The sequence below is a fragment of the Gillisia xinjiangensis genome (assembly GCF_046298265.1).
Taxonomy (GTDB): domain Bacteria; phylum Bacteroidota; class Bacteroidia; order Flavobacteriales; family Flavobacteriaceae; genus Gillisia; species Gillisia xinjiangensis.
The window spans coordinates 487799-505983 of sequence record NZ_JBKAHK010000002.1 but is presented as its reverse complement, the minus strand read 5'-3'; the positions used below and the strand labels follow the sequence as shown (position 1 = coordinate 505983).

The window sequence follows — 18185 nt, the reverse complement described above, 5'->3', positions numbered from 1 at the left end:
AATTTAACATAAGGATTTATTGTGAAAAAACTGCTTTTACCCATAATAATCACCGTATTATTAGTGGGATGTAAGAATGAAGATGAAGAGCTGCATTTCGAGGAATTTTTTATAGAAGAGGTTTCTGAAACCGCCTGTAATTCCGAAGAAGAAAATTGTGCATTTATAAGTATTCATACTCCGTTAGCTAAACCTGTAGGACCACGAAGTAAAACCATCAACCAAAATATCGAGGAACATGTACTTGGTTTGGTAGATTACCAGGAGATGCAGAATATAGGTTCCCTGGAAGAACTTGCCCAACGCTTTATTGATGATTACGAGGCCTCTGCAGAAGAATTTAAGGAATATAATATTCCCTGGGAAGCTTCGGTGGAAGGTAGAATTGTCTATCAGTCTGCTGAACTTATTTCCCTGGAGTACAAAGTAGGATTATTTACAGGAGGTGCCCATGGGTATACCAGCGTTAGTTTCCTGAATCTCAACCCTGAAACCGGGGAGGTTTTTTCCAATAAAGATCTGTTTACCGCCGGTTTCAATAATTATGCTGAAAAACTTTTCAGAAAAAGGAATAACATCCCTGAGGATGGCCCTATTAACAGCACCGGATTCTTTTTTGAAGAGGACAAATTTCAATTGCCTAAAAACATTGGTTTTCTCAAAAACAAAGTCATTCTCAGGTACAACCCTTATGAAGTAGCTTCCTATGCCGAAGGTGGTATTCAGCTGGAAATTCCACTGGAAGAAGTTGAAGAGTTTATAAAAATCCTTTAATTTGAATAATTATGTTTTAGAACATTATGGATTATGTTATATATCTCAGTTGAGAGTTGTCATTTTTTGCTTCGTTTCTTTTTAACCACACACCAAGAAAAAAACACTGAGGACGCAAAGAAAAAAATGATGATTGAAAATGAACCATGGGTAATTATTGAGTTGGAAATTAGAAAGGGACTACTTGACAGCAATACCGAATGAAATAGCAAGTTGCAACCTTTGTGGAAACTTTGTGTCCTTTGTGGTTAATGAAAGCACCTTTCTATAATTTCCTGAAACATAACCATTTGAAATGAGGGAATCCTTTTTTTGCAAGGAGGTAACTTTTTAATAAAAATCCTGGAAATGAAAAAAATCTATCATCTTTCAACCTGTGACACCTGCAAAAAAATTTTAAAGGAACTGGATCCTCTTTCTTCTTTTATTCTTCAGGACATAAAGCAAGAACCTATCATCGAAGTTCAGCTTGAAGAGATGAAGGAATTGAGTGGCAGTTTTGAGGCATTATTCAGCAAAAGGGCAAGATTATACAAAGAACGGGGTCTTAAAAATGAAGATTTAACCGAGGATCGTTTTAGAAATTTAATTCTGGAACATTATACATTTTTAAAGCGTCCGGTAATTATCTACAATGACCGGATATTTATTGGAAATGCTAAAAAAACCGTAGAAGCAGCCAAAACAGCTATATATGGATAACAGGGCTCTGGCAATCCTGGCAGCTACGGGCGCCAGTACGATTTACGGCATCAACCACACGATTGCAAAAGGCCTTATGCCGGTTTACATAGAGCCTTTCGGGTTTATTTTATTGCGGGTTACGGGAGCAGCTATTTTGTTCTGGATCATCAGTTTCTGGGGACCAAAAGAGAAAATTGCCACCAGCGACTGGCCCAGGATTGTGGTATGTACCATCTTTGGAATGGTAATAAACATGCTCCTATTCTTTAAAGGTCTCAGCTTATCTACGCCTATCAACAGTTCGGTAATCATCACTGTTTCCCCAATCCTGGTTTTGATCCTGGCCGCTATTCTTATCAAAGAGCGTATCACGCCGTTAAAAATTATTGGGATTGTAACCGGCCTTGCAGGAGCGTTGACCCTGGTGCTTTTTAGTACGGAAAAAACATTTAATGCCCCCAATATTCCTTTGGGCAATCTACTCTTTATCATCAATGCTTTTTCCTACGGATTATACCTTATCCTTGTAAAACCTTTAACAGCCAAATACCATCCTTTTACATTGATGAAATGGCTTTTCCTTTTTGGCATAATCATCAATTTTCCAATAACAATTTCAGAGTTTTCCAGGGTAGAATGGACGGCTCTTCCTACGGATGCAATGTGGAAAATGGCATTTGTGGTTGTGGGAACAACTTTTGCAACTTATTTACTCAATATTTTTGCATTGAAAGAATTAAGCGCTTCTACAATAAGTGCGTTTATTTATTTACAACCTCTTGTAGCGATAGCATTTGCAGTAGGAACAGGCGCCGATTCGCTGAATACTGTAAAAATTATCGCAGCCCTTCTGGTATTTGTGGGTGTTTATTTGGTATCCCGAAAAGCAAAACCTATACGAGTTTAATCAATTAAATCTTTAGGTTTTTTACTGAATTTCCTGGTATCTTCTTTTGTTAGGGTTCTGAAATCCTCCGTATGAGAAAGGCTGTTTAGATTTTCAAATAATTCTGATGGCAAACCTATAAGTTTTCTTTCCTTCAGGTCTATCCAACCGCCCATCATTTCACAGCTGGCGAAATTACGACCTTTATGATCATAAAAATTATGGATAAATTCAAAATACTTGCCATCCTCAGAAAGTCCCTTTAGCTGAAGGCTCACTTTTACGGGTTTTCCGGCGAAAATCTCCTTGAAATAGTATACGTGCTCATAAAATACCACCGGCCCTATATTGTGTTTTCCAAGTTCCTTTTGACCAAATCCGTTTTCCATTAAAAACCCCATCCGGGTGTGGCTCATGAAATTGATGAAAGCGCTGTTTGCCAAATGTCGGTTGGCATCCAGATCACTCCATCGTATATCAAATTCTTTTACGTACATAGCCTATGATTTTTAGCAAACCTACAAATAATTAATATGCGTGCATAACAAAATTGATTGCGTAGGCATAAGCGTCTTAAATATTTAGGCAGGATTAAAATTCTTTTTAATCTTAATAGATCCGTTTTAATCCCTCATTGAGGGTTTAATCGGCTGAAGCTTTCCAGGAATTTTTAAAGTAATTTCCAATTCATACCTTGTGAGCTTGCCCCAAGGTTTTTGATTTCAGAAATTTGTTCCCTATGCCTATTATAAAAAGCACATATCGTCCTCCGGTACTATTCAAAAATTACCATATTTCAACTATCTATGCTTCGGTTTTAAGGAAAGTTCCACCGGTGGCTCAAAGCAGGGAACGGCTTGAGCTGGAAGACGGAGATTTTTTGGATTTGGACTGGAGCTATTCCATTTCGGGGAAATCGGAAAAACTATTGATCCTCCTCCACGGACTTGAAGGCAACGCCCAACGACCTTACATGGTAGGAATGGCGCGATATTTTAACCAAAATGGCTGGGATGTTGCTGCTATAAATTTCAGGGGATGCAGCGGTGAAATCAACCGGTTGTATCGATCTTATAATGCCGGTGCAAGTGAGGATCTGGTGCAGGTAGTTTCACATATTCTTTCAAAAAACAGGTATACCAACCTCGCCTTAAACGGATTTAGTCTTGGGGGAAATTTAATGCTGAAATACCTTGGAGAAGGCAATAAGCTTCCAACTCAATTGAAAGCGGCAGTTGCAATTTCCACTCCCTGCGATCTTCATTTATCGCTTAAAAAACTTGAAGAATCGCGAAACAGGATCTATTCCGGAAGATTTGTGAAAAAGCTCAAAACACAGCTCTATAATCGTGAAACCCATTTCCCTGAATGTTTGGAAAAACAACAGATAGCAGCCTGCACCAGTTTGTTTGCCATAGACGACCTTTACACCAGCCGTGCTCACGGATATAAAAATGCAATAGATTATTATGAGAAAAGCAGTTCCCTTCAGTTTATAGAGAAAATATCCATTCCAACCTTGCTCATAAATGCAAAAAATGATGGGTTTTTATCTGAAAATTCCTCTCCAATTGCGATTGCACAATCCAATCCTAACTTTCATCTTGAAATGCCGGAATATGGCGGCCATGTTGGTTTTATTCAGAAGAAAAAACAAACCTATACAGAAGAACGTTCCCTGGAATTTATTTTAGAATATATTTAAATAAATCCAATTTAAAATGTAATAATTTTATGAAGGTTTAATTGAACCTTTCCTGAAAATGAAAAATAAAGATACGGGCAAAATTGCCAAAATAAGATCTGCCGGATTCTTCACCAAAGGTGTCGTGTATGTACTGCTGGGGAGTTTAACTTTTATGGCCGCCTTTGATCTGGGTGGGGAAATTTCCAACACCAATGATGTGATTCAGTTTTTACTTGAATTTCCCCTTGGAAAAACCTTTGTAGGAGTCATTGCCCTTGGATTATTTGCATATTCCTTTTGGAGATTCTATCAGACTATAAAATTGCCGGAAAGCGATGCAGAAAATGAAACGTTAAAATCGGGATTTACACGGATACGTTATTTTTATTCAGGAGTATTTTACGGTGTTTTAGCTTATGCTTTTGCAAAACCCCTAATTAACTCTTTAACCGGAGGTTCTCAGGAAGATTTGAAAACAAATGGAGGGGGAGATAAAAAAGCTGCCTTGTGGGAGCTATTGTCTCACGACTGGGGAAAAGCCCTTATCTGGGCTTTGGGAATTCTTATAGCCGGCCAGGCTATTCAACAATTCTATATAGCTTATAAAGCCTCATTTATGAAGAAAATTGATAATTATCCTTCGGTAAAACACGAATATGACTTTATAAGAAGAGCGGGAAGATTGGGATATATTGCCCGCGGAATGGTATTTGGAGTGCTCGCTTTCTTTATAGTAAAAGTTATTTTAAATCTCAATGCCAATGAGTATAAGGGCACGGAGGGAGCATTGGCATATTTTCTAAGTTTTAGCTATGGCAACCTCCTTCTTGGAGCAGTTGCACTTGGCCTAACCGCTTATGGCATGTTTCATATTATGGTTGCAAGACATGCAAACCTGACAAGATTGACCTGAGAACTTCAAAATAGGGTTCTCCTAAATTTGTGATGCTGTAGAAATACCTATCTTTGCGCAACTTTTAAAAATCGAACATGATTCAGTCAATGACCGGATTTGGAAAAAGCCTTTTACAGCTCCCATCCAAGAAAATAACGGTAGAAATAAAATCCTTAAACAGCAAAAGCCTTGACCTTAATGCCCGCATTCCCGGACAGTACAGGGAAAAGGAACTGCAATTACGCACCCTCATTGCCAATTCCTTAACCCGCGGAAAAGTGGACTTTTCCTTACACGTAGAAGTTACGGGCGAAGAAACTACTGCTGCAATCAATCCTGCGGTGGTCAAAAATTACATCCGGCAGTTAAAAGAGATCGTAGACGGCGATGAAACCGAATTATTGAAAATGGCGGTTAGAATGCCCGATGTTCTTAAAACTGAGCGTGCTGAAATTGATGAAACCGAATTTGAAGGAATTGAAGAAGCAGTTTCTGAAGCATTAATCGAAATAAATAAATTTAGAACCGATGAAGGCCTTGCACTGGAAAAGGACCTGGAATTTAGAGTGACAAGTATAGAAAGGCTTTTGGAGGCTATAATTGCCATGGATCCCGACAGAATAGAAGGGGTTCGGGAACGCCTTAAAAAAGGGGTGGCAGATCTAAGGGAAAATGTTGATGAAAACCGATTTGAACAGGAACTTGTTTTTTACATCGAAAAATTCGATATCACCGAAGAAAAAGTGCGCCTGGACAATCACTTATCTTACTTCAAGGAAACATTAAATTCTGAAGATTCCAATGGAAAAAAACTCGCTTTCATCTCTCAGGAAATGGGCAGGGAAATAAATACCATTGGGAGTAAATCCAATTATGCACCTATGCAGCAACTGGTAGTCCAAATGAAAGATGAACTGGAAAAAATAAAAGAACAACTTTTAAACGTACTTTAATGAAAACCGGAAAACTTATTGTTTTTTCGGCTCCTTCCGGATCCGGAAAAACTACCATTGTCAGGCACTTGCTTTCCCAACCGGAACTGAAACTGGATTTTTCCATCTCTGCAACTTCCCGCGATCCAAGAGCTGAAGAAATTGATGGAAAAGATTACTATTTTCTCTCTTTGGAAGATTTTAAAAAGAAGATAAAAAACGATGAATTCCTGGAATGGGAAGAAGTTTACAGGGACAATTTTTACGGCACCCTAAAATCTGAAGTTGAACGAATCTGGGAATCGGGTAAAAATGTGATCTTTGATATTGATGTGGTTGGAGGTTTGGATATAAAGCATATTTATCCGGATGAAACCTTAGCTGTATTTGTTAAGCCGCCAAGTATTGAAGAATTAAAGATCCGTTTAAAAAAGCGAAAAACAGAGTCGGAAGATAAGATCAATATGCGCGTTGCAAAAGCATCTATAGAACTGGCAACCGCACCTCAATTTGATTTTATTATAGAGAATAATCATTTGCAAACAGCACTAAATGAAGCCTACAATTTAGTATCGAATTATGTGAATGCAGATAAAAAATTGGTATGAAAAAAAAGGTAGGCTTATACTTTGGAACTTTTAATCCCATCCATATAGGGCATATCATTATTGCAAATTATATGGTGGAATTTTCAGATCTGGACGAAGTCTGGCTGGTAGTTACTCCGCATAATCCTTTTAAGAAAAAAAGCAGCCTGCTCGAAAACCATCACAGGCTGGAAATGGTTTATAAGGCTTGTGAAGATTATGAGAACTTAAAACCCTGTGATGTCGAATTCAAACTTCCGCAACCTAATTATACGGTCGTCACACTCGCCAAACTGGAAGAAGATCACCCCGGTTTTATTTTTTCCCTTATAATGGGCGAGGATAATTTAAAAAGTTTCCATAAATGGAAAAATTACGACATAATTCTTGAAAGACATGCTGTTTATGTATATCCAAGGGTTTCCCTCGGCAGGGTGGATAATCAATTTAAAGATCATCCAAAAATCACGAGGGTAGATGCTCCGGTAATAGAGATATCTTCTACTTTTATAAGAAATGCGATTAAAGATGGGAAAAATATTACGGCGATGTTACCTGTGAAGGTCTGGGAATATATAGAATTGATGAATTTCTATAAATTGTAGCCTCAACGACTTAAATTATTTAAGGAAGAAATAGTTATTAAAATTAAAAGGCCGGAAAATCATAATTCTCGTTTTCTCATTAGCAATCTCTCTTAAAGACTTTACATGAAAATACCAATTTGCCAGCTCCCCAAAAATTGCCTGGCTCTAACTCAATTTTTACGTTTTTAAATTCTTCCATACCGGGTGATCACAGCCTTTCTATGAAATGCTTCCATCCGTTGTTGGAGTTATAACATTCTTATTTTACGGAATCCCGTAAGAGGTATTAACAAAATTTTAATAGATTTACAGGAAAGCCTACGATTAAGCCTGCTTTAATTCCGGGTGAATACCATTATTATGGTATAAAAAAGTGGGGTATAACGAGTTGGGCAGCATTAAAGAATTATGAGAATAAGAAGATTATTTCTGATTTTTGGTCTAATTACATTAATTGGATGTAAAAAAGTTGAAGAGAAAAAACCAGTAAATGTAGAACACGAAATTGCTGAATTAAAATCTCTGTCGGATAAAGAAGATTATTTAGAATATATTCTTGAAACAGATCAGAATATACGAGATGAGCGAAGCTCAGAAATTTTTTTAAAATATGGAGAGAACTCTAGTGAATATCATAACTTCAATTATATAATGGATTCAATTGACCAACTGAATCTAAAAAGAATAGATATCTTTTTAAAAACATTTGGATATCCATCAGTAGATTCAGTTTCAAGGAATGCTTCAATAGCTCCTTGGATAGTTATTCATCACACAACAGATGTTGAGCAGAGAAAGAAATATTTCAACTACTTATATAATGCTTATATAGATAAAAATATAAGTTCTGACTATTTTGAAGGATATTTAGGAAGAACATATCAATTTCAATTTGGTAATTATCCGAGTGGAGAAGGAGCTTATAATATGGATGATAAGATTAATGGATTAATTAAAAAACTAGGATTAGAATAATGTAACGCAGCCGCAGCCTAACATCGGTTAAGAGCAAATAGCTGGTATTCTGGTGAAAAGTGATATTTTAATTTAGAAACCAAGAAAAAACAACTAAGACGATAACCACCTCAGCAATAAAAAAGACTGTTTAAAAATCCTTTTGAATATTCTTGATGGTTAAATGATCCTACTTTTTTCATTGTGGAACAATAACCTGGCACTTCGACTGCGCTCAATGTAATACTCGCAATTCTTATAAACAGTCCTTTTACTTTTATTCCTTCAAAGCCGGAATTCTTAATACCTGTCCCGGATATATTTTATCGGGATCTGTTAGCATTGGTTTATTTGCTTCAAAAATTATTTGATATTTATTTGCGGAACCATAATGTTCCTTTGCAATTTTACTTAAAGAATCCCCTCGTTCTACCGTGTGAAACACCGCTTCGGGTTCCTTTCTGTCAACCTCCATATTATCCTCTACCTGGGAAATCCCCTCTACATTTCCAACCACCAAAATCACTTTTTCCCGTGTGGTTTGGTCTAGTGCCTTTCCAGATATTTTGGCCATTTCATTTTTTATGGTAATCTTCAGGTTTTCAACCTTGAGACTTAAATCCCGTATGGTTTCTTCAAGTTTCCTTGCAGCTCTTTCATTCTCCATTTCTTCAGATTTTTCCTGCTCTCCGGCAACCTTCACCGAATTTTCTTTGGAATTTTTATCTGCACCAAAAATTTTAGCTCCTGCACTCTTAATAAATTTGAATAGTCCCATGTTTATCTTTTAATTTATATAAACAAGATACAAATTCTCCTGAAAACTGAATTATTTTAAACTTATAAAATTTTGTTATAAAGGAATCAATTATAAGCGTGCAAGCTTACGAGGTATGTTAAAAGAAAAACTTTTCAAAATAAATAAATTGGTACTAAAACAGAAAAACAGCACCCGGTAATTAAAGACCTGATGCTGTTTTCCAACCAAAATAACCAACCAAAAAAACTAATATAAATTAGTTCTAAAGAAGCAACTTTGCGCTTCGTTTAATATAAACGCAGAAATAACATATCAATTGTAGATTCAACAAGAAAAGAAGGAATAATTCACTTTACTTTAAATTTATGTATTTTTGACGCAATAAAATAAACTATGGAAAACTCTCCGAAATTTGGTGTCATTGGCGGCGGAAGCTGGGCTACGGCTATTGTGAAAATGCTAAGCGAAAACCTGGACGAAATAAACTGGTATATGCGCAGCAAAACTGCCATAGAACATTTAAGGACCCAGGACCACAACCCCAATTACCTCAGTTCTGTAGAATTTGACGTGAAACAACTTAGGTTAAGCAACGATATTAATGAGGTGGTAAAAAATTCTGATTATTTAATATTTGCCATCCCTTCTGCATTTGTTAAGGCAGAGTTGGACAAGTTGTATATTTCGCTAAAAGACAAGGTTATATTTTCAGCCATTAAGGGGATCGTTCCTGAAACAAGCCTCATCGTTGGGGAACATTTTAATAGGGAATATGGAGTTCCAGATGAAAATTTTGGCGTGATTACTGGCCCTTGTCATGCAGAAGAAGTCGCCCTGGAGAGACTTTCTTATTTAACCATTGCCTGCCAGGATGAAGAAAAAGCCACCATTATGGCCAATCACCTTCAAAGCGATTATATTACCTGTAAAACCAGCGATGATGTAACAGGAACAGAATATGCCGCAATGTTGAAAAATATTTACGCCATTGCAGCCGGAATTGCGCACGGACTTGGATATGGCGATAATTTTCAGAGTGTATTGATGAGCAATGCCATTCGGGAAATGAAAAAATTCATCAAAAAAGTGCATAAGATGAAGCGGAACATCAATGATTCTGCTTATTTGGGGGATTTGCTGGTAACAGGATATTCTGTTTTTAGCCGCAACCGAATGTTTGGGAATATGATAGGGAAAGGGTACACCGTAAAAAGCGCGCAAATGGAAATGAGCATGATTGCCGAAGGTTATTATGCCACAGAAAGCGCCTATAAGATCAACCAGGGGAAAGGCGCAAAAACGCCTATTATCGATGCGGTATATGACATTCTTTATCAGGGTAAAAATCCTAAAAAAGTCTTCAACAAATTAGCTGAAAAACTGGACTGATCATTTTCAGTAAAACAGCCTAAAACCTAATTTCAACTGCGGTTTTTTAACTGCATTTTTCAGAAGTAAATGAATAATCCTGTTCTTAAAGGCAGCCTGCTGGTTGCCCTTGGCGCTTCCAGTTATGGAATGCTTACAACCTTCGTTAAAATGGCTTATGCTCAAGGTTTTACTTCCTACGAGATCACTTTTTCACAAATGATCCTTGGCTTAATCGGACTCATTTTAATAAACCTGATTTTTGTAAAAAGAAAGAAAACAGAGACCACCGAGCCTGAATTAAGAAGTATTCTAAAACTTATGGCGGCAGGGACTTCTTTAGGCCTTACCAGTATTTTTTATTATATTTCTGTTCGCTATATTCCTGTTTCCATTGGGATCGTGATGCTTATGCAAAGTGTATGGATTGGGGTTGTCCTGGAAGCCATTATAGGCCGGAAAAAACCTTCCAGAAGCAAAATTATCGCCGTTTTTGCCATACTTGGGGGAACTGTTCTCGCTACCAATTTATTCCTTAACTCCATTCAGCTGGACTGGCGTGGAATTGCCTGGGGATTTCTGGCTGCGCTTTCCTACACCGTAACTATTTATGCTTCCAATACCGTTGCCAATCATTTGCACTCTTTCAGGCGAAGTCTATGGATGATGGTAGGCGGAACGATAATAGTAAGTATTATTTCCATCCCGTTTTTATTGGAACAATTTAACCTGGAGATCTTTCAAAAATGGGGACTTATTCTGGCTCTTTTTGGCACTATTCTCCCTCCTATTTTATTCACTTTAGGAATGCCCAAAATAAATGTGGGACTTGGCGCTATTATCTCTTCCGTAGAATTGCCTGTAGCAGTATTAATGGCCTATATTTTTTTAAGCGAAGTGGTTAATTTCCAACAGTGGATAGGGATAATAATTATTCTTATGGCTGTGGTGGTTATGAATGTACCCAGATTCAACAGGAGTTTGAAATAGATAGCACTTTTACTTCCCTATTTCTTCAGGATTCCCGGGAGATTAATTATTGGCAATTTCACCAATTCGGATTCTTTAATGGAATTTTCAGCAAATATAAAAGTCCTTTCATACATTTTACCATCGGCAAAATAAGTTACAGCAAATTCATTTGTAAGCTTTAAAACCTCCTCCTGCAGAAATTCGATTTTCGCGAAGGATTTTGCATGAAGCTCTTTTACAGTATGCCGCATCTTTGAAGTCTTAATCTCTTTATCGAAGCCTTTGCTTACAATCAGGATCATTTCAATTGTAACATCCCGGTCATTTATTAAATAGGCATTCCATTCCATGATTTGAGATTCTTCATTTTTTTCCCTGGCTACACCAATATAAATTCCTTTAGACTCCGGTATTTTAATATCTTTTTTCAAAATTGATCCTTTTTACTTTGGTTGTTTCAAATTATACAAAAACCTGGCAACAAATATAATGTTTGAAAAAGCAATTATAAGGATCAATTCAAGCTATTAATATCAAACCATCAGAAGCTATTTAAATTCAATGAAATGTGGTACTTTAAGCAAAACACCTCTTTAAAAGCTTTAAAATTGTTCATTGAATAATTATCTTGCTGGGGTAAATTAAGGCCTTCATAAAAATGGACAAAAGAACACTCCCCGACTTAAAAACATACGAATTTGAAGAGTTTGCATTTAAAGAATTAATGCAAAACAGGATCAATAAGGTGCTTATCGTATGTTCTAACTATGATTATTACATGCTCGAGGAGGATGGAAGAATAGACGAGCGTATTTTCAATGAATATACTGCTTTAAACCTTAGGTATCCTCCAAGTTTTACCCATGCCAATTCTGCCAAAAGGGCAATAAGCACAATGCAATCTGATAAAATAGACCTGGTTATAACCTGGCTTGATATTGGAAATGCGAAGGCTTTTGAAACTTCAAAGCAAATAAAAGAGGCTTTCCCATCCATTCCCATTGCTGCTCTTAGCCTGTATTCTGCTGAACTTAGAAAAAAAACACTAAGTGAAAACACGGGAATTATCGATTTGGTTTTTCATTGGAACGGGAATGTTGATATTTTCCTGGCAATTATCAAACTTACTGAAGACAGGATGAATGCCGAAAAAGACATCAGTGAAATTGGTGTTAAAGCGATTTTGCTGGTAGAAGATTCCTTAAAATTCTATTCGAGGTATCTACCAATTATTTATAAGATCATTTTAAAACAAACTCACTCTTTCATGTCTGAAGGTTTGAATGAGCACCGGACTATGATGCTTATGAGAGGCCGTCCAAAAATTTTACTGGCAACAAATTACGAAGAAGGACTTTCCCTTTTCGAAAAATATAAAGACAATCTTTTAGGGGTTATTTCTGATGTAAATTATTTCAAAGGCGGAAAAAGGGATCCTAATGCGGGATTCGAATTTCTGAAATATGTTAGAAGCCTGAAACGCTATTTTCCGTTCCTGATTCAATCTTCCGATAAGAACAACGAGAAATTAACCATGGAGTTAAAGGGAAAGTTTCTGTATAAACATTCTGAAGTTCTGGGTGAGGAAATTAAAAATTATATCAATAAATACTTTTCATTTGGTGATTTTGAATTTTGGGATCCGGTTCAAATGAAAGTTTTGGCTACGGTAAAAGATTTAAATAATTTTCAAAGGAGCCTCAACAGCGTAAGTTTAGAATCTTTACAGTACCACGCAAAGCGAAGTGAATATTCTAAATGGTTAAGATCCCGGGCGCTTTTTCCATTGGCTAATTTATTTAGCACTGTGGAATATGAGGATTTTGATGATATAGAACAAATAAGGGAGTTTTTAATAAACGCCATTAAAAAATACCGTTTATACAGATCCAGAGGAGTTATAGCTAAATTTGACAAAAATAAATACGATGAGTATTTGGATTTCGCACGAATAGGCGAAGGTTCCCTGGGAGGAAAAGGTCTTGGACTGGCTTTTATCAATTCTTTTTTAAAGCGCCATAAATTATTCAATAAATACAAGGATATTTCCATCTCAATACCTCGAACGGTGGTTTTAAGCACGGAGGTATTTGATGAATTTATGGAAAAACATAAGCTTATACGCTTTGTTGCTCAATGTGATAATGATGATGAAATTTTAAACGAATTTATTTCAAAACCACTGCCCAACTGGGTTCTGGAAGATATAAAATCCTTCTTAAGTATTACAAAAACTCCAATCGCAGTCCGTTCTTCCAGTGTATTGGAAGATTCGCATTATATCCCATTTGCAGGGGTTTTTGCAACCTATATGATTCCAAATTCTTCAAAAGAAAAAATGCTGCATATGGTTTCCAACGCCATAAAATCGGTAATGGCTTCAGCCTTTTTTGAACAGAGCAAAATTTACTTAAAGGCATCTTCCCATAGTATTGAAGAAGATAAAATGGCCGTTATTTTACAAGAGGTTACCGGGAAACAATATGATGATGTGTATTACCCAAATGTTTCAGGAGTGGCGCGGTCCATAAATTTTTATCCCCTTGGCAGTGAATTGCCCAATGAGGGCATTGCCAATATCGCATTGGGATTGGGCGAAATTATTGTTGGCGGTGGTCAAACCCTTAGATTTTCACCTTATCATCCTAAAAAGATTCTCCAGCTATCTTCTCCCGAATCTACCAAAAGGGAAACACAGCAATATTTCTATGGGCTGGATATGGATCCGGAAAGCTATCAGGTTTCCACCAGTGAAGCTATAAATAAGAAAAAGATAAGCATAAGAAATGCTGAAAAACACGGCTCTTTAAAATTCGTTTCTTCAACCTACGACATTCAAAACAACACCATAAGACCCGGAGTTTTACAGGATGGTATTCGGGTAATAACTTTCGATAATATATTGAAGTACAACAACTTTCCGTTGGCAGAAATCCTCAAGGACCTGCTACGAGTTGGACAACGGGAAATGCGGAATCCCATAGAAATTGAATTTGCGGTAAAACTTGATGTTCCATCCGGCAATCCAAAAGAATTTAGTTTTTTACAAATAAGGCCTATTGTTGAAAGCATTGAGACAATGAACAAAATTCCAGAGAATTTTGATATTGAGGACACTATAGTTTATTCGGAGTCTGCACTTGGAAACGGAAATTATGGAAATATTCAGGATCTTGTATATGTAAAACCCGAAACCTTCAACTCTGCCAATACCCGGGAAATAGCAGCTGCAGTGGAACGTATAAATAAAAAATTCAGTGAACTGGATGAGCAATATATTTTAATTGGCCCGGGAAGGTGGGGCTCCAGCGACCCATGGCTGGGCATTCCTGTGATTTGGCCACAAATAGCATCGGCTAAAATCATCATTGAGGCAGGCTTGAATGACTATAGAATTGAACCCAGCCAGGGAACTCATTTTTTCCAAAATCTAACCTCTTTTAAAGTGGGTTATTTAACTATAAATCCTTTTATAGAAGATGGATATTTCGATTTATCTTATTTAAATGAACAAGTTGCTGAATATGAAGATGAATATTTAAGGCATATTCGTTTTAAAGAACCTTTAAATATAATTATAGACGGGAAAAACAGTAAAGCCATAATTTTTAAAGCAGGACATAAAACGGAAGATAATCCTAAGCCGGAAGTTTCCCTGGAAGATCTCCCTCCGGAAGGATTTATGTAGCTGAAGTTAAAATGAAATTTTCCCTAAGGGCACCTGCGGTATCTGGGAATTATACCCCGCTGCTTTGTTAAAAACTGAGGGTTGTTTTTAAATAAAAATACAATTTAATATATGTAATTTTGCACCCGGATAACAAACGGAAGAATATATCCCTAAATAATTTTAAATACGTTTAAATCATACTATTATGAATGTAAAAGACATATTAAATAATCTGGAAACAAAACACCCCGGAGAAAAAGAGTACTTGCAGGCGGTTCACGAAGTATTGGAATCTATCCAAACTATTTATGATGAAAATCCTCAATATGAAGCAGCAAAAATAATTGAGCGACTTGTGGAACCCGATCGTATTTTAACCTTTAGAATCGCCTGGGTAGATGATGAAGGAGGGGTTCAGGTAAATTTAGGGCACAGGGTTCAATTTAACAATGCAATAGGACCTTACAAAGGAGGAATTCGACTGCATCCAAGTGTAAACTTAAGTATTCTAAAATTTTTAGGATTTGAACAAACATTTAAAAATGCCTTAACAACCTTACCAATGGGTGGTGCCAAAGGAGGATCTGATTTTAATCCGAAGGGGAAATCCGATGCAGAAATCATGCGTTTTTGTCAGGCCTTTATGCTGGAATTATGGCGTGTTATTGGTCCTAATCAAGACGTTCCGGCAGGAGATATTGGAACTGGCGGTAGGGAAATTGGTTTTATGTACGGAATGTATAAAAAACTACAATTTGAAAATACCGGGGTTTTTACTGGTAAAGGTTTAAACTGGGGTGGAAGTCTTATAAGACCAGAAGCTACTGGTTTTGGAGCAACTTATTTCACAAAGGAAATGCTGGAAACAAAAAATGATTCCTTTATAGGAAAAACGGTTTCTGTTTCAGGATTTGGAAATGTAGCCTGGGGTGTAGCTTTAAAAGTTACTGAACTTGGCGGAAAAGTTGTTACCATCTCCGGTCCTGACGGATATATCTATGACGAGAGCGGTCTGGATGCAGAAAAAATAGCCTATCTCTTATGGCTTAGGGCATCAAACAACGACATTGTTTCTCCTTATGTAACAGAATTCCCGGAAGCCAAATTTGTTCCCGGTAAAAAGCCCTGGGAGGTTGCTGTGGATATCGCAATGCCAAGTGCAATTCAAAATGAATTGGATGGGGAGGATGCAAAAACATTAATTGCCAATGGCGTAAAATATATTGTGGAAGTATCCAATATGGGATGTACACCAGAAGCGGTTGAACTGTTTCATAATCACAAATTACCTTTTGCTCCTGGAAAGGCTGCAAATGCTGGCGGGGTAGGAGTTTCAGGATTGGAAATGTCACAAAACGCAATGAAAATCAACTGGACTAACGAAGAGGTGGATGCAAAACTACATCAAATCATGTCTTCAATTCATACGGTTTGTTCCAAATACGGAACAGATGATGATGGATATATTAATTATGTAAAAGGTGCGAATATTGCAGGCTTTATAAAAGTGGCCGATGCTATGTTAGATCAAGGTGTTTTATAGGTTTGGCAGGAATTTAAACCGTTCAGATTAAATTAGAATCGATATATTTATTAATTCCCGGGAATATATTCCTGGGAATTTTATTTTTAGAAGAAACTCCAATTCCAGTTTTTTAGCAAACTCAATTTCAAATCAATCCAGCTTGTCCTTTACCATCTTATACAAATAACCCATGAAGAAAATGGCCACCAGGAAAAGAATGGCGCCCACAAAAAATTCAATTACCTGAAACACCAGCGTAAGTACCGCTATCCCCGCTAAAATAATAACCGCTAAAATAATAATTCCAATCTTTTTCATATATAGAGACTTATTGGTTTTTATTGATCTCCCGGATAGCTATCGGGATTAAGTCGCATTACTCCATTGGTATTTATATCGGGGTCGTAACGTTCAATTTACATGGATGATTTAAATTGTTCCAGAAACCTAATATCATTTTCATAGAACATCCTTATATCTCCAATTTGGTAAAGCAGCATGGCAATACGTTCTATTCCCATTCCAAAAGCGAATCCGCTGTATTCTGTGGGATCAATCCCGCAATTTTTAAGCACATTTGGATCTACCATTCCACAGCCCATGATTTCCAGCCAGCCGGTTCCTTTGGTGATGCGGTAATCGGTTTCTGTTTCCAGTCCCCAATAGATATCAACTTCGGCACTAGGCTCTGTAAATGGAAAATAAGAAGGTCTAAGCCTGATTTTGGACTTCCCAAACATTTGTTCTGTAAAATACAGTAAAGTTTGTTTTAGATCAGCAAAGGAAACGTCCTTATCGATATACAGCCCCTCCACCTGGTGGAAAATACAGTGAGATCTTGAAGAAATAGCTTCATTCCTGAAAACACGTCCCGGGGAAATGGTTCGTATTGGAGGTTGATTATTCTCCATATATCTTACCTGTACAGAGGAGGTATGTGTCCTTAATAAAATATCGGGATCTGTCTGGATAAAAAAGGTATCCTGCATATCTCTTGCAGGGTGATATTCAGGAAGGTTCAATGCCGTAAAGTTATGCCAGTCGTCTTCAATTTCCGGTCCTTCAGAAACATTGAATCCTATATTTGAAAAGATCTCTATGATTTGATTTTTCACGATGGAAATAGGATGTCTGGATCCAATCTCAACAGGTTCTGCCGGGCGGGAAAGATCACCATATACTCCATGTTCTTCCTGTGCACCTTCAAAAGCATTTTTTAACAACGAAACCTTTTCCTGAGCGGCGGTTTTTAAAGTATTTATTGCCTGACCGAAATCTTTTTTCTGATCATTCGGAACATTTTTAAATTCAGCAAAAAATTGATTTAAAAATCCCTTTTTTCCGAGGTATTTAATCCTGAAAGCTTCCACTTCCTCTTTATTTGAAGCCTGAAAACCTGCAACTATCGCAATATGTTCCTTTATCTTATCAATCATGAATTCATTTCTTTAACTGGCAAATTTACTAAAATCGTACTTTTACCCTGTAATTTTAACAATCTTATTGAATATATCCGGTTTCGAGAAAATACTGTACTATGGCATCCTTCATCAACACCGATTGCTCTCCTGCTTTCAAGCTGGGCAAAACTTCCAGCACCTTGTAATGAGGCCAACCCTCTTCATCAACAAAATCGAATTCATAATACCCATAGGGCGCCAGTAAACGGCATATTGCTATGTGCATAAGATCTAATTTTTGATCTTTTTTGAATTTTTCATGAGGTCTTCCAAGTTCCTGCACTCCAATAAGGTAGATTATAGCATCCAAATCCAGCATATCTCCATCTGCAAATTGATTGGAAATCCTGGTTTGTAACTGGGTCCACCGTTCTTTTAATTGTTCATCTCTTGCCATTTGGCAAAGATACGTATCTTGGAAGATGTAATTGCTATCCTTAAAAC

19 protein-coding genes are annotated in these 18185 nt (G+C 36.9%); 13 read left to right on the top strand and 6 right to left on the bottom strand.

Annotated features, from left to right (window positions below; all coding sequences use genetic code 11):
- The first annotated feature begins 21 nt into the window (after positions 1-21).
- The 3 genes from ACKGJN_RS03395 (at position 22) to ACKGJN_RS03385 (ending at position 2365) form a co-directional block, all read left to right on the top strand.
- Positions 22-774 carry a DUF3298 and DUF4163 domain-containing protein gene (locus tag ACKGJN_RS03395; RefSeq protein WP_409538021.1) on the top strand — a complete coding sequence of 251 codons (753 nt, stop codon included), beginning with the start codon at positions 22-24 and terminating at the stop codon, positions 772-774.
- Positions 775-1122: 348 nt separating this feature from the next.
- On the top strand, positions 1123-1476 hold the full coding sequence (locus ACKGJN_RS03390) for an arsenate reductase family protein (RefSeq protein WP_409538020.1): 354 nt from the start codon (positions 1123-1125) through the stop codon (positions 1474-1476).
- The gene (locus ACKGJN_RS03385; protein WP_409538019.1) at positions 1469-2365 is read left to right on the top strand and encodes a DMT family transporter; all 897 of its coding nucleotides are present in this window, start codon (positions 1469-1471) and stop codon (positions 2363-2365) included. The genes ACKGJN_RS03390 and ACKGJN_RS03385 overlap by 8 nt, the downstream gene beginning before the upstream one ends.
- Here the strand turns inward: ACKGJN_RS03385 and ACKGJN_RS03380 are convergent.
- Complete coding sequence (locus tag ACKGJN_RS03380; RefSeq protein ID WP_409538018.1) at positions 2362-2841, bottom strand: acyl-CoA thioesterase; 480 nt, start codon at positions 2839-2841, stop codon at positions 2362-2364. The two genes, ACKGJN_RS03385 and ACKGJN_RS03380, sit on opposite strands and share 4 nt — an antisense overlap.
- A 242-nt stretch (positions 2842-3083) precedes the next feature.
- On the opposite strand from ACKGJN_RS03380, the gene ACKGJN_RS03375 reads away from it, so the two are divergent.
- From ACKGJN_RS03375 to ACKGJN_RS03350, 6 genes are all read left to right on the top strand, one after another.
- Positions 3084-4049 (top strand): YheT family hydrolase, encoded by a 966-nt coding sequence (locus ACKGJN_RS03375; protein ID WP_409538017.1) that lies wholly within the window; start codon positions 3084-3086, stop codon positions 4047-4049.
- Between the two features lie 58 nt (positions 4050-4107).
- The gene (locus ACKGJN_RS03370; RefSeq protein WP_409538016.1) at positions 4108-4944 is read left to right on the top strand and encodes a DUF1206 domain-containing protein; all 837 of its coding nucleotides are present in this window, start codon (positions 4108-4110) and stop codon (positions 4942-4944) included.
- A gap of 77 nt (positions 4945-5021) precedes the next feature.
- Complete coding sequence (locus tag ACKGJN_RS03365) at positions 5022-5879, top strand: YicC/YloC family endoribonuclease (protein WP_409538015.1); 858 nt, start codon at positions 5022-5024, stop codon at positions 5877-5879.
- On the top strand, positions 5879-6466 hold the full coding sequence (gmk, locus tag ACKGJN_RS03360; RefSeq protein WP_409538014.1) for a guanylate kinase: 588 nt from the start codon (positions 5879-5881) through the stop codon (positions 6464-6466). The genes ACKGJN_RS03365 and gmk overlap by 1 nt, the downstream gene beginning before the upstream one ends.
- Positions 6463-7050 carry a nicotinate (nicotinamide) nucleotide adenylyltransferase gene (nadD, locus tag ACKGJN_RS03355; protein WP_409538013.1) on the top strand — a complete coding sequence of 196 codons (588 nt, stop codon included), beginning with the start codon at positions 6463-6465 and terminating at the stop codon, positions 7048-7050. The genes gmk and nadD overlap by 4 nt, the downstream gene beginning before the upstream one ends.
- A gap of 390 nt (positions 7051-7440) precedes the next feature.
- The gene (locus ACKGJN_RS03350) at positions 7441-8007 is read left to right on the top strand and encodes a hypothetical protein (RefSeq protein WP_409538012.1); all 567 of its coding nucleotides are present in this window, start codon (positions 7441-7443) and stop codon (positions 8005-8007) included.
- Positions 8008-8263: 256 nt separating this feature from the next.
- Here ACKGJN_RS03350 and lysM read toward each other — a convergent pair whose 3' ends face one another.
- Entirely contained in the window at positions 8264-8764 is a 501-nt protein-coding gene (gene lysM, locus ACKGJN_RS03345; RefSeq protein WP_409538011.1) for a peptidoglycan-binding protein LysM, read from the bottom strand.
- Positions 8765-9139: 375 nt separating this feature from the next.
- On the opposite strand from lysM, the gene ACKGJN_RS03340 reads away from it, so the two are divergent.
- Both ACKGJN_RS03340 and ACKGJN_RS03335 read left to right on the top strand, forming a co-directional pair.
- Positions 9140-10135, top strand: coding sequence for an NAD(P)H-dependent glycerol-3-phosphate dehydrogenase (locus ACKGJN_RS03340; RefSeq protein WP_409538010.1), 996 nt, complete (start codon positions 9140-9142; stop codon positions 10133-10135).
- Between the two features lie 69 nt (positions 10136-10204).
- Positions 10205-11104: an EamA family transporter gene (locus ACKGJN_RS03335; protein WP_409538009.1), complete on the top strand. Its 900-nt coding sequence runs from the start codon at positions 10205-10207 to the stop codon at positions 11102-11104.
- Between the two features lie 17 nt (positions 11105-11121).
- On the opposite strand, the gene ACKGJN_RS03330 is transcribed toward ACKGJN_RS03335, so the two are convergent.
- Positions 11122-11517 (bottom strand): hypothetical protein, encoded by a 396-nt coding sequence (locus tag ACKGJN_RS03330; protein ID WP_409538008.1) that lies wholly within the window; start codon positions 11515-11517, stop codon positions 11122-11124.
- 227 nt (positions 11518-11744) lie between these two features.
- On the opposite strand from ACKGJN_RS03330, the gene ACKGJN_RS03325 reads away from it, so the two are divergent.
- Positions 11745-14774 carry a PEP/pyruvate-binding domain-containing protein gene (locus ACKGJN_RS03325; protein ID WP_409538007.1) on the top strand — a complete coding sequence of 1010 codons (3030 nt, stop codon included), beginning with the start codon at positions 11745-11747 and terminating at the stop codon, positions 14772-14774.
- Positions 14775-14961: 187 nt separating this feature from the next.
- On the top strand, positions 14962-16299 hold the full coding sequence (gdhA, locus tag ACKGJN_RS03320) for an NADP-specific glutamate dehydrogenase (RefSeq protein WP_409538006.1): 1338 nt from the start codon (positions 14962-14964) through the stop codon (positions 16297-16299).
- Positions 16300-16431: 132 nt separating this feature from the next.
- Here the strand turns inward: gdhA and ACKGJN_RS03315 are convergent, their stop codons facing one another.
- The 3 genes from ACKGJN_RS03315 to ACKGJN_RS03305 form a co-directional block, all read right to left on the bottom strand.
- Complete coding sequence (locus ACKGJN_RS03315; protein ID WP_409538005.1) at positions 16432-16599, bottom strand: hypothetical protein; 168 nt, start codon at positions 16597-16599, stop codon at positions 16432-16434.
- Positions 16600-16697: 98 nt separating this feature from the next.
- Complete coding sequence (gene pheS / locus ACKGJN_RS03310; protein ID WP_409538004.1) at positions 16698-17717, bottom strand: phenylalanine--tRNA ligase subunit alpha; 1020 nt, start codon at positions 17715-17717, stop codon at positions 16698-16700.
- 64 nt (positions 17718-17781) lie between these two features.
- The gene (locus ACKGJN_RS03305; protein WP_006989125.1) at positions 17782-18138 is read right to left on the bottom strand and encodes a hypothetical protein; all 357 of its coding nucleotides are present in this window, start codon (positions 18136-18138) and stop codon (positions 17782-17784) included.
- Between the last annotated feature and the right edge of the window lie 47 nt (positions 18139-18185).

Excerpts from the sequence above, each read along its gene's own strand:
- ACKGJN_RS03390 (WP_409538020.1), top strand. The coding sequence starts at position 1,123 with ATGAAAAAAATCTATCATCTTTCAACCTGTGACACCTGCAAAAAAATT.
- ACKGJN_RS03385 (WP_409538019.1), top strand. The coding sequence starts at position 1,469 with ATGGATAACAGGGCTCTGGCAATCCTGGCAGCTACGGGCGCCAGTACG.
- ACKGJN_RS03380 (WP_409538018.1), bottom strand. The coding sequence starts at position 2,841 with ATGTACGTAAAAGAATTTGATATACGATGGAGTGATCTGGATGCCAAC.
- ACKGJN_RS03375 (WP_409538017.1), top strand. The coding sequence starts at position 3,084 with ATGCCTATTATAAAAAGCACATATCGTCCTCCGGTACTATTCAAAAAT.
- ACKGJN_RS03370 (WP_409538016.1), top strand. The coding sequence starts at position 4,108 with ATGAAAAATAAAGATACGGGCAAAATTGCCAAAATAAGATCTGCCGGA.
- ACKGJN_RS03365 (WP_409538015.1), top strand. The coding sequence starts at position 5,022 with ATGATTCAGTCAATGACCGGATTTGGAAAAAGCCTTTTACAGCTCCCA.
- gmk (WP_409538014.1), top strand. The coding sequence starts at position 5,879 with ATGAAAACCGGAAAACTTATTGTTTTTTCGGCTCCTTCCGGATCCGGA.
- nadD (WP_409538013.1), top strand. The coding sequence starts at position 6,463 with ATGAAAAAAAAGGTAGGCTTATACTTTGGAACTTTTAATCCCATCCAT.
- ACKGJN_RS03350 (WP_409538012.1), top strand. The coding sequence starts at position 7,441 with ATGAGAATAAGAAGATTATTTCTGATTTTTGGTCTAATTACATTAATT.
- lysM (WP_409538011.1), bottom strand. The coding sequence starts at position 8,764 with ATGGGACTATTCAAATTTATTAAGAGTGCAGGAGCTAAAATTTTTGGT.
- ACKGJN_RS03340 (WP_409538010.1), top strand. The coding sequence starts at position 9,140 with ATGGAAAACTCTCCGAAATTTGGTGTCATTGGCGGCGGAAGCTGGGCT.
- ACKGJN_RS03335 (WP_409538009.1), top strand. The coding sequence starts at position 10,205 with ATGAATAATCCTGTTCTTAAAGGCAGCCTGCTGGTTGCCCTTGGCGCT.
- ACKGJN_RS03325 (WP_409538007.1), top strand. The coding sequence starts at position 11,745 with ATGGACAAAAGAACACTCCCCGACTTAAAAACATACGAATTTGAAGAG.
- gdhA (WP_409538006.1), top strand. The coding sequence starts at position 14,962 with ATGAATGTAAAAGACATATTAAATAATCTGGAAACAAAACACCCCGGA.
- ACKGJN_RS03315 (WP_409538005.1), bottom strand. The coding sequence starts at position 16,599 with ATGAAAAAGATTGGAATTATTATTTTAGCGGTTATTATTTTAGCGGGG.
- pheS (WP_409538004.1), bottom strand. The coding sequence starts at position 17,717 with ATGATTGATAAGATAAAGGAACATATTGCGATAGTTGCAGGTTTTCAG.
- ACKGJN_RS03305 (WP_006989125.1), bottom strand. The coding sequence starts at position 18,138 with ATGGCAAGAGATGAACAATTAAAAGAACGGTGGACCCAGTTACAAACC.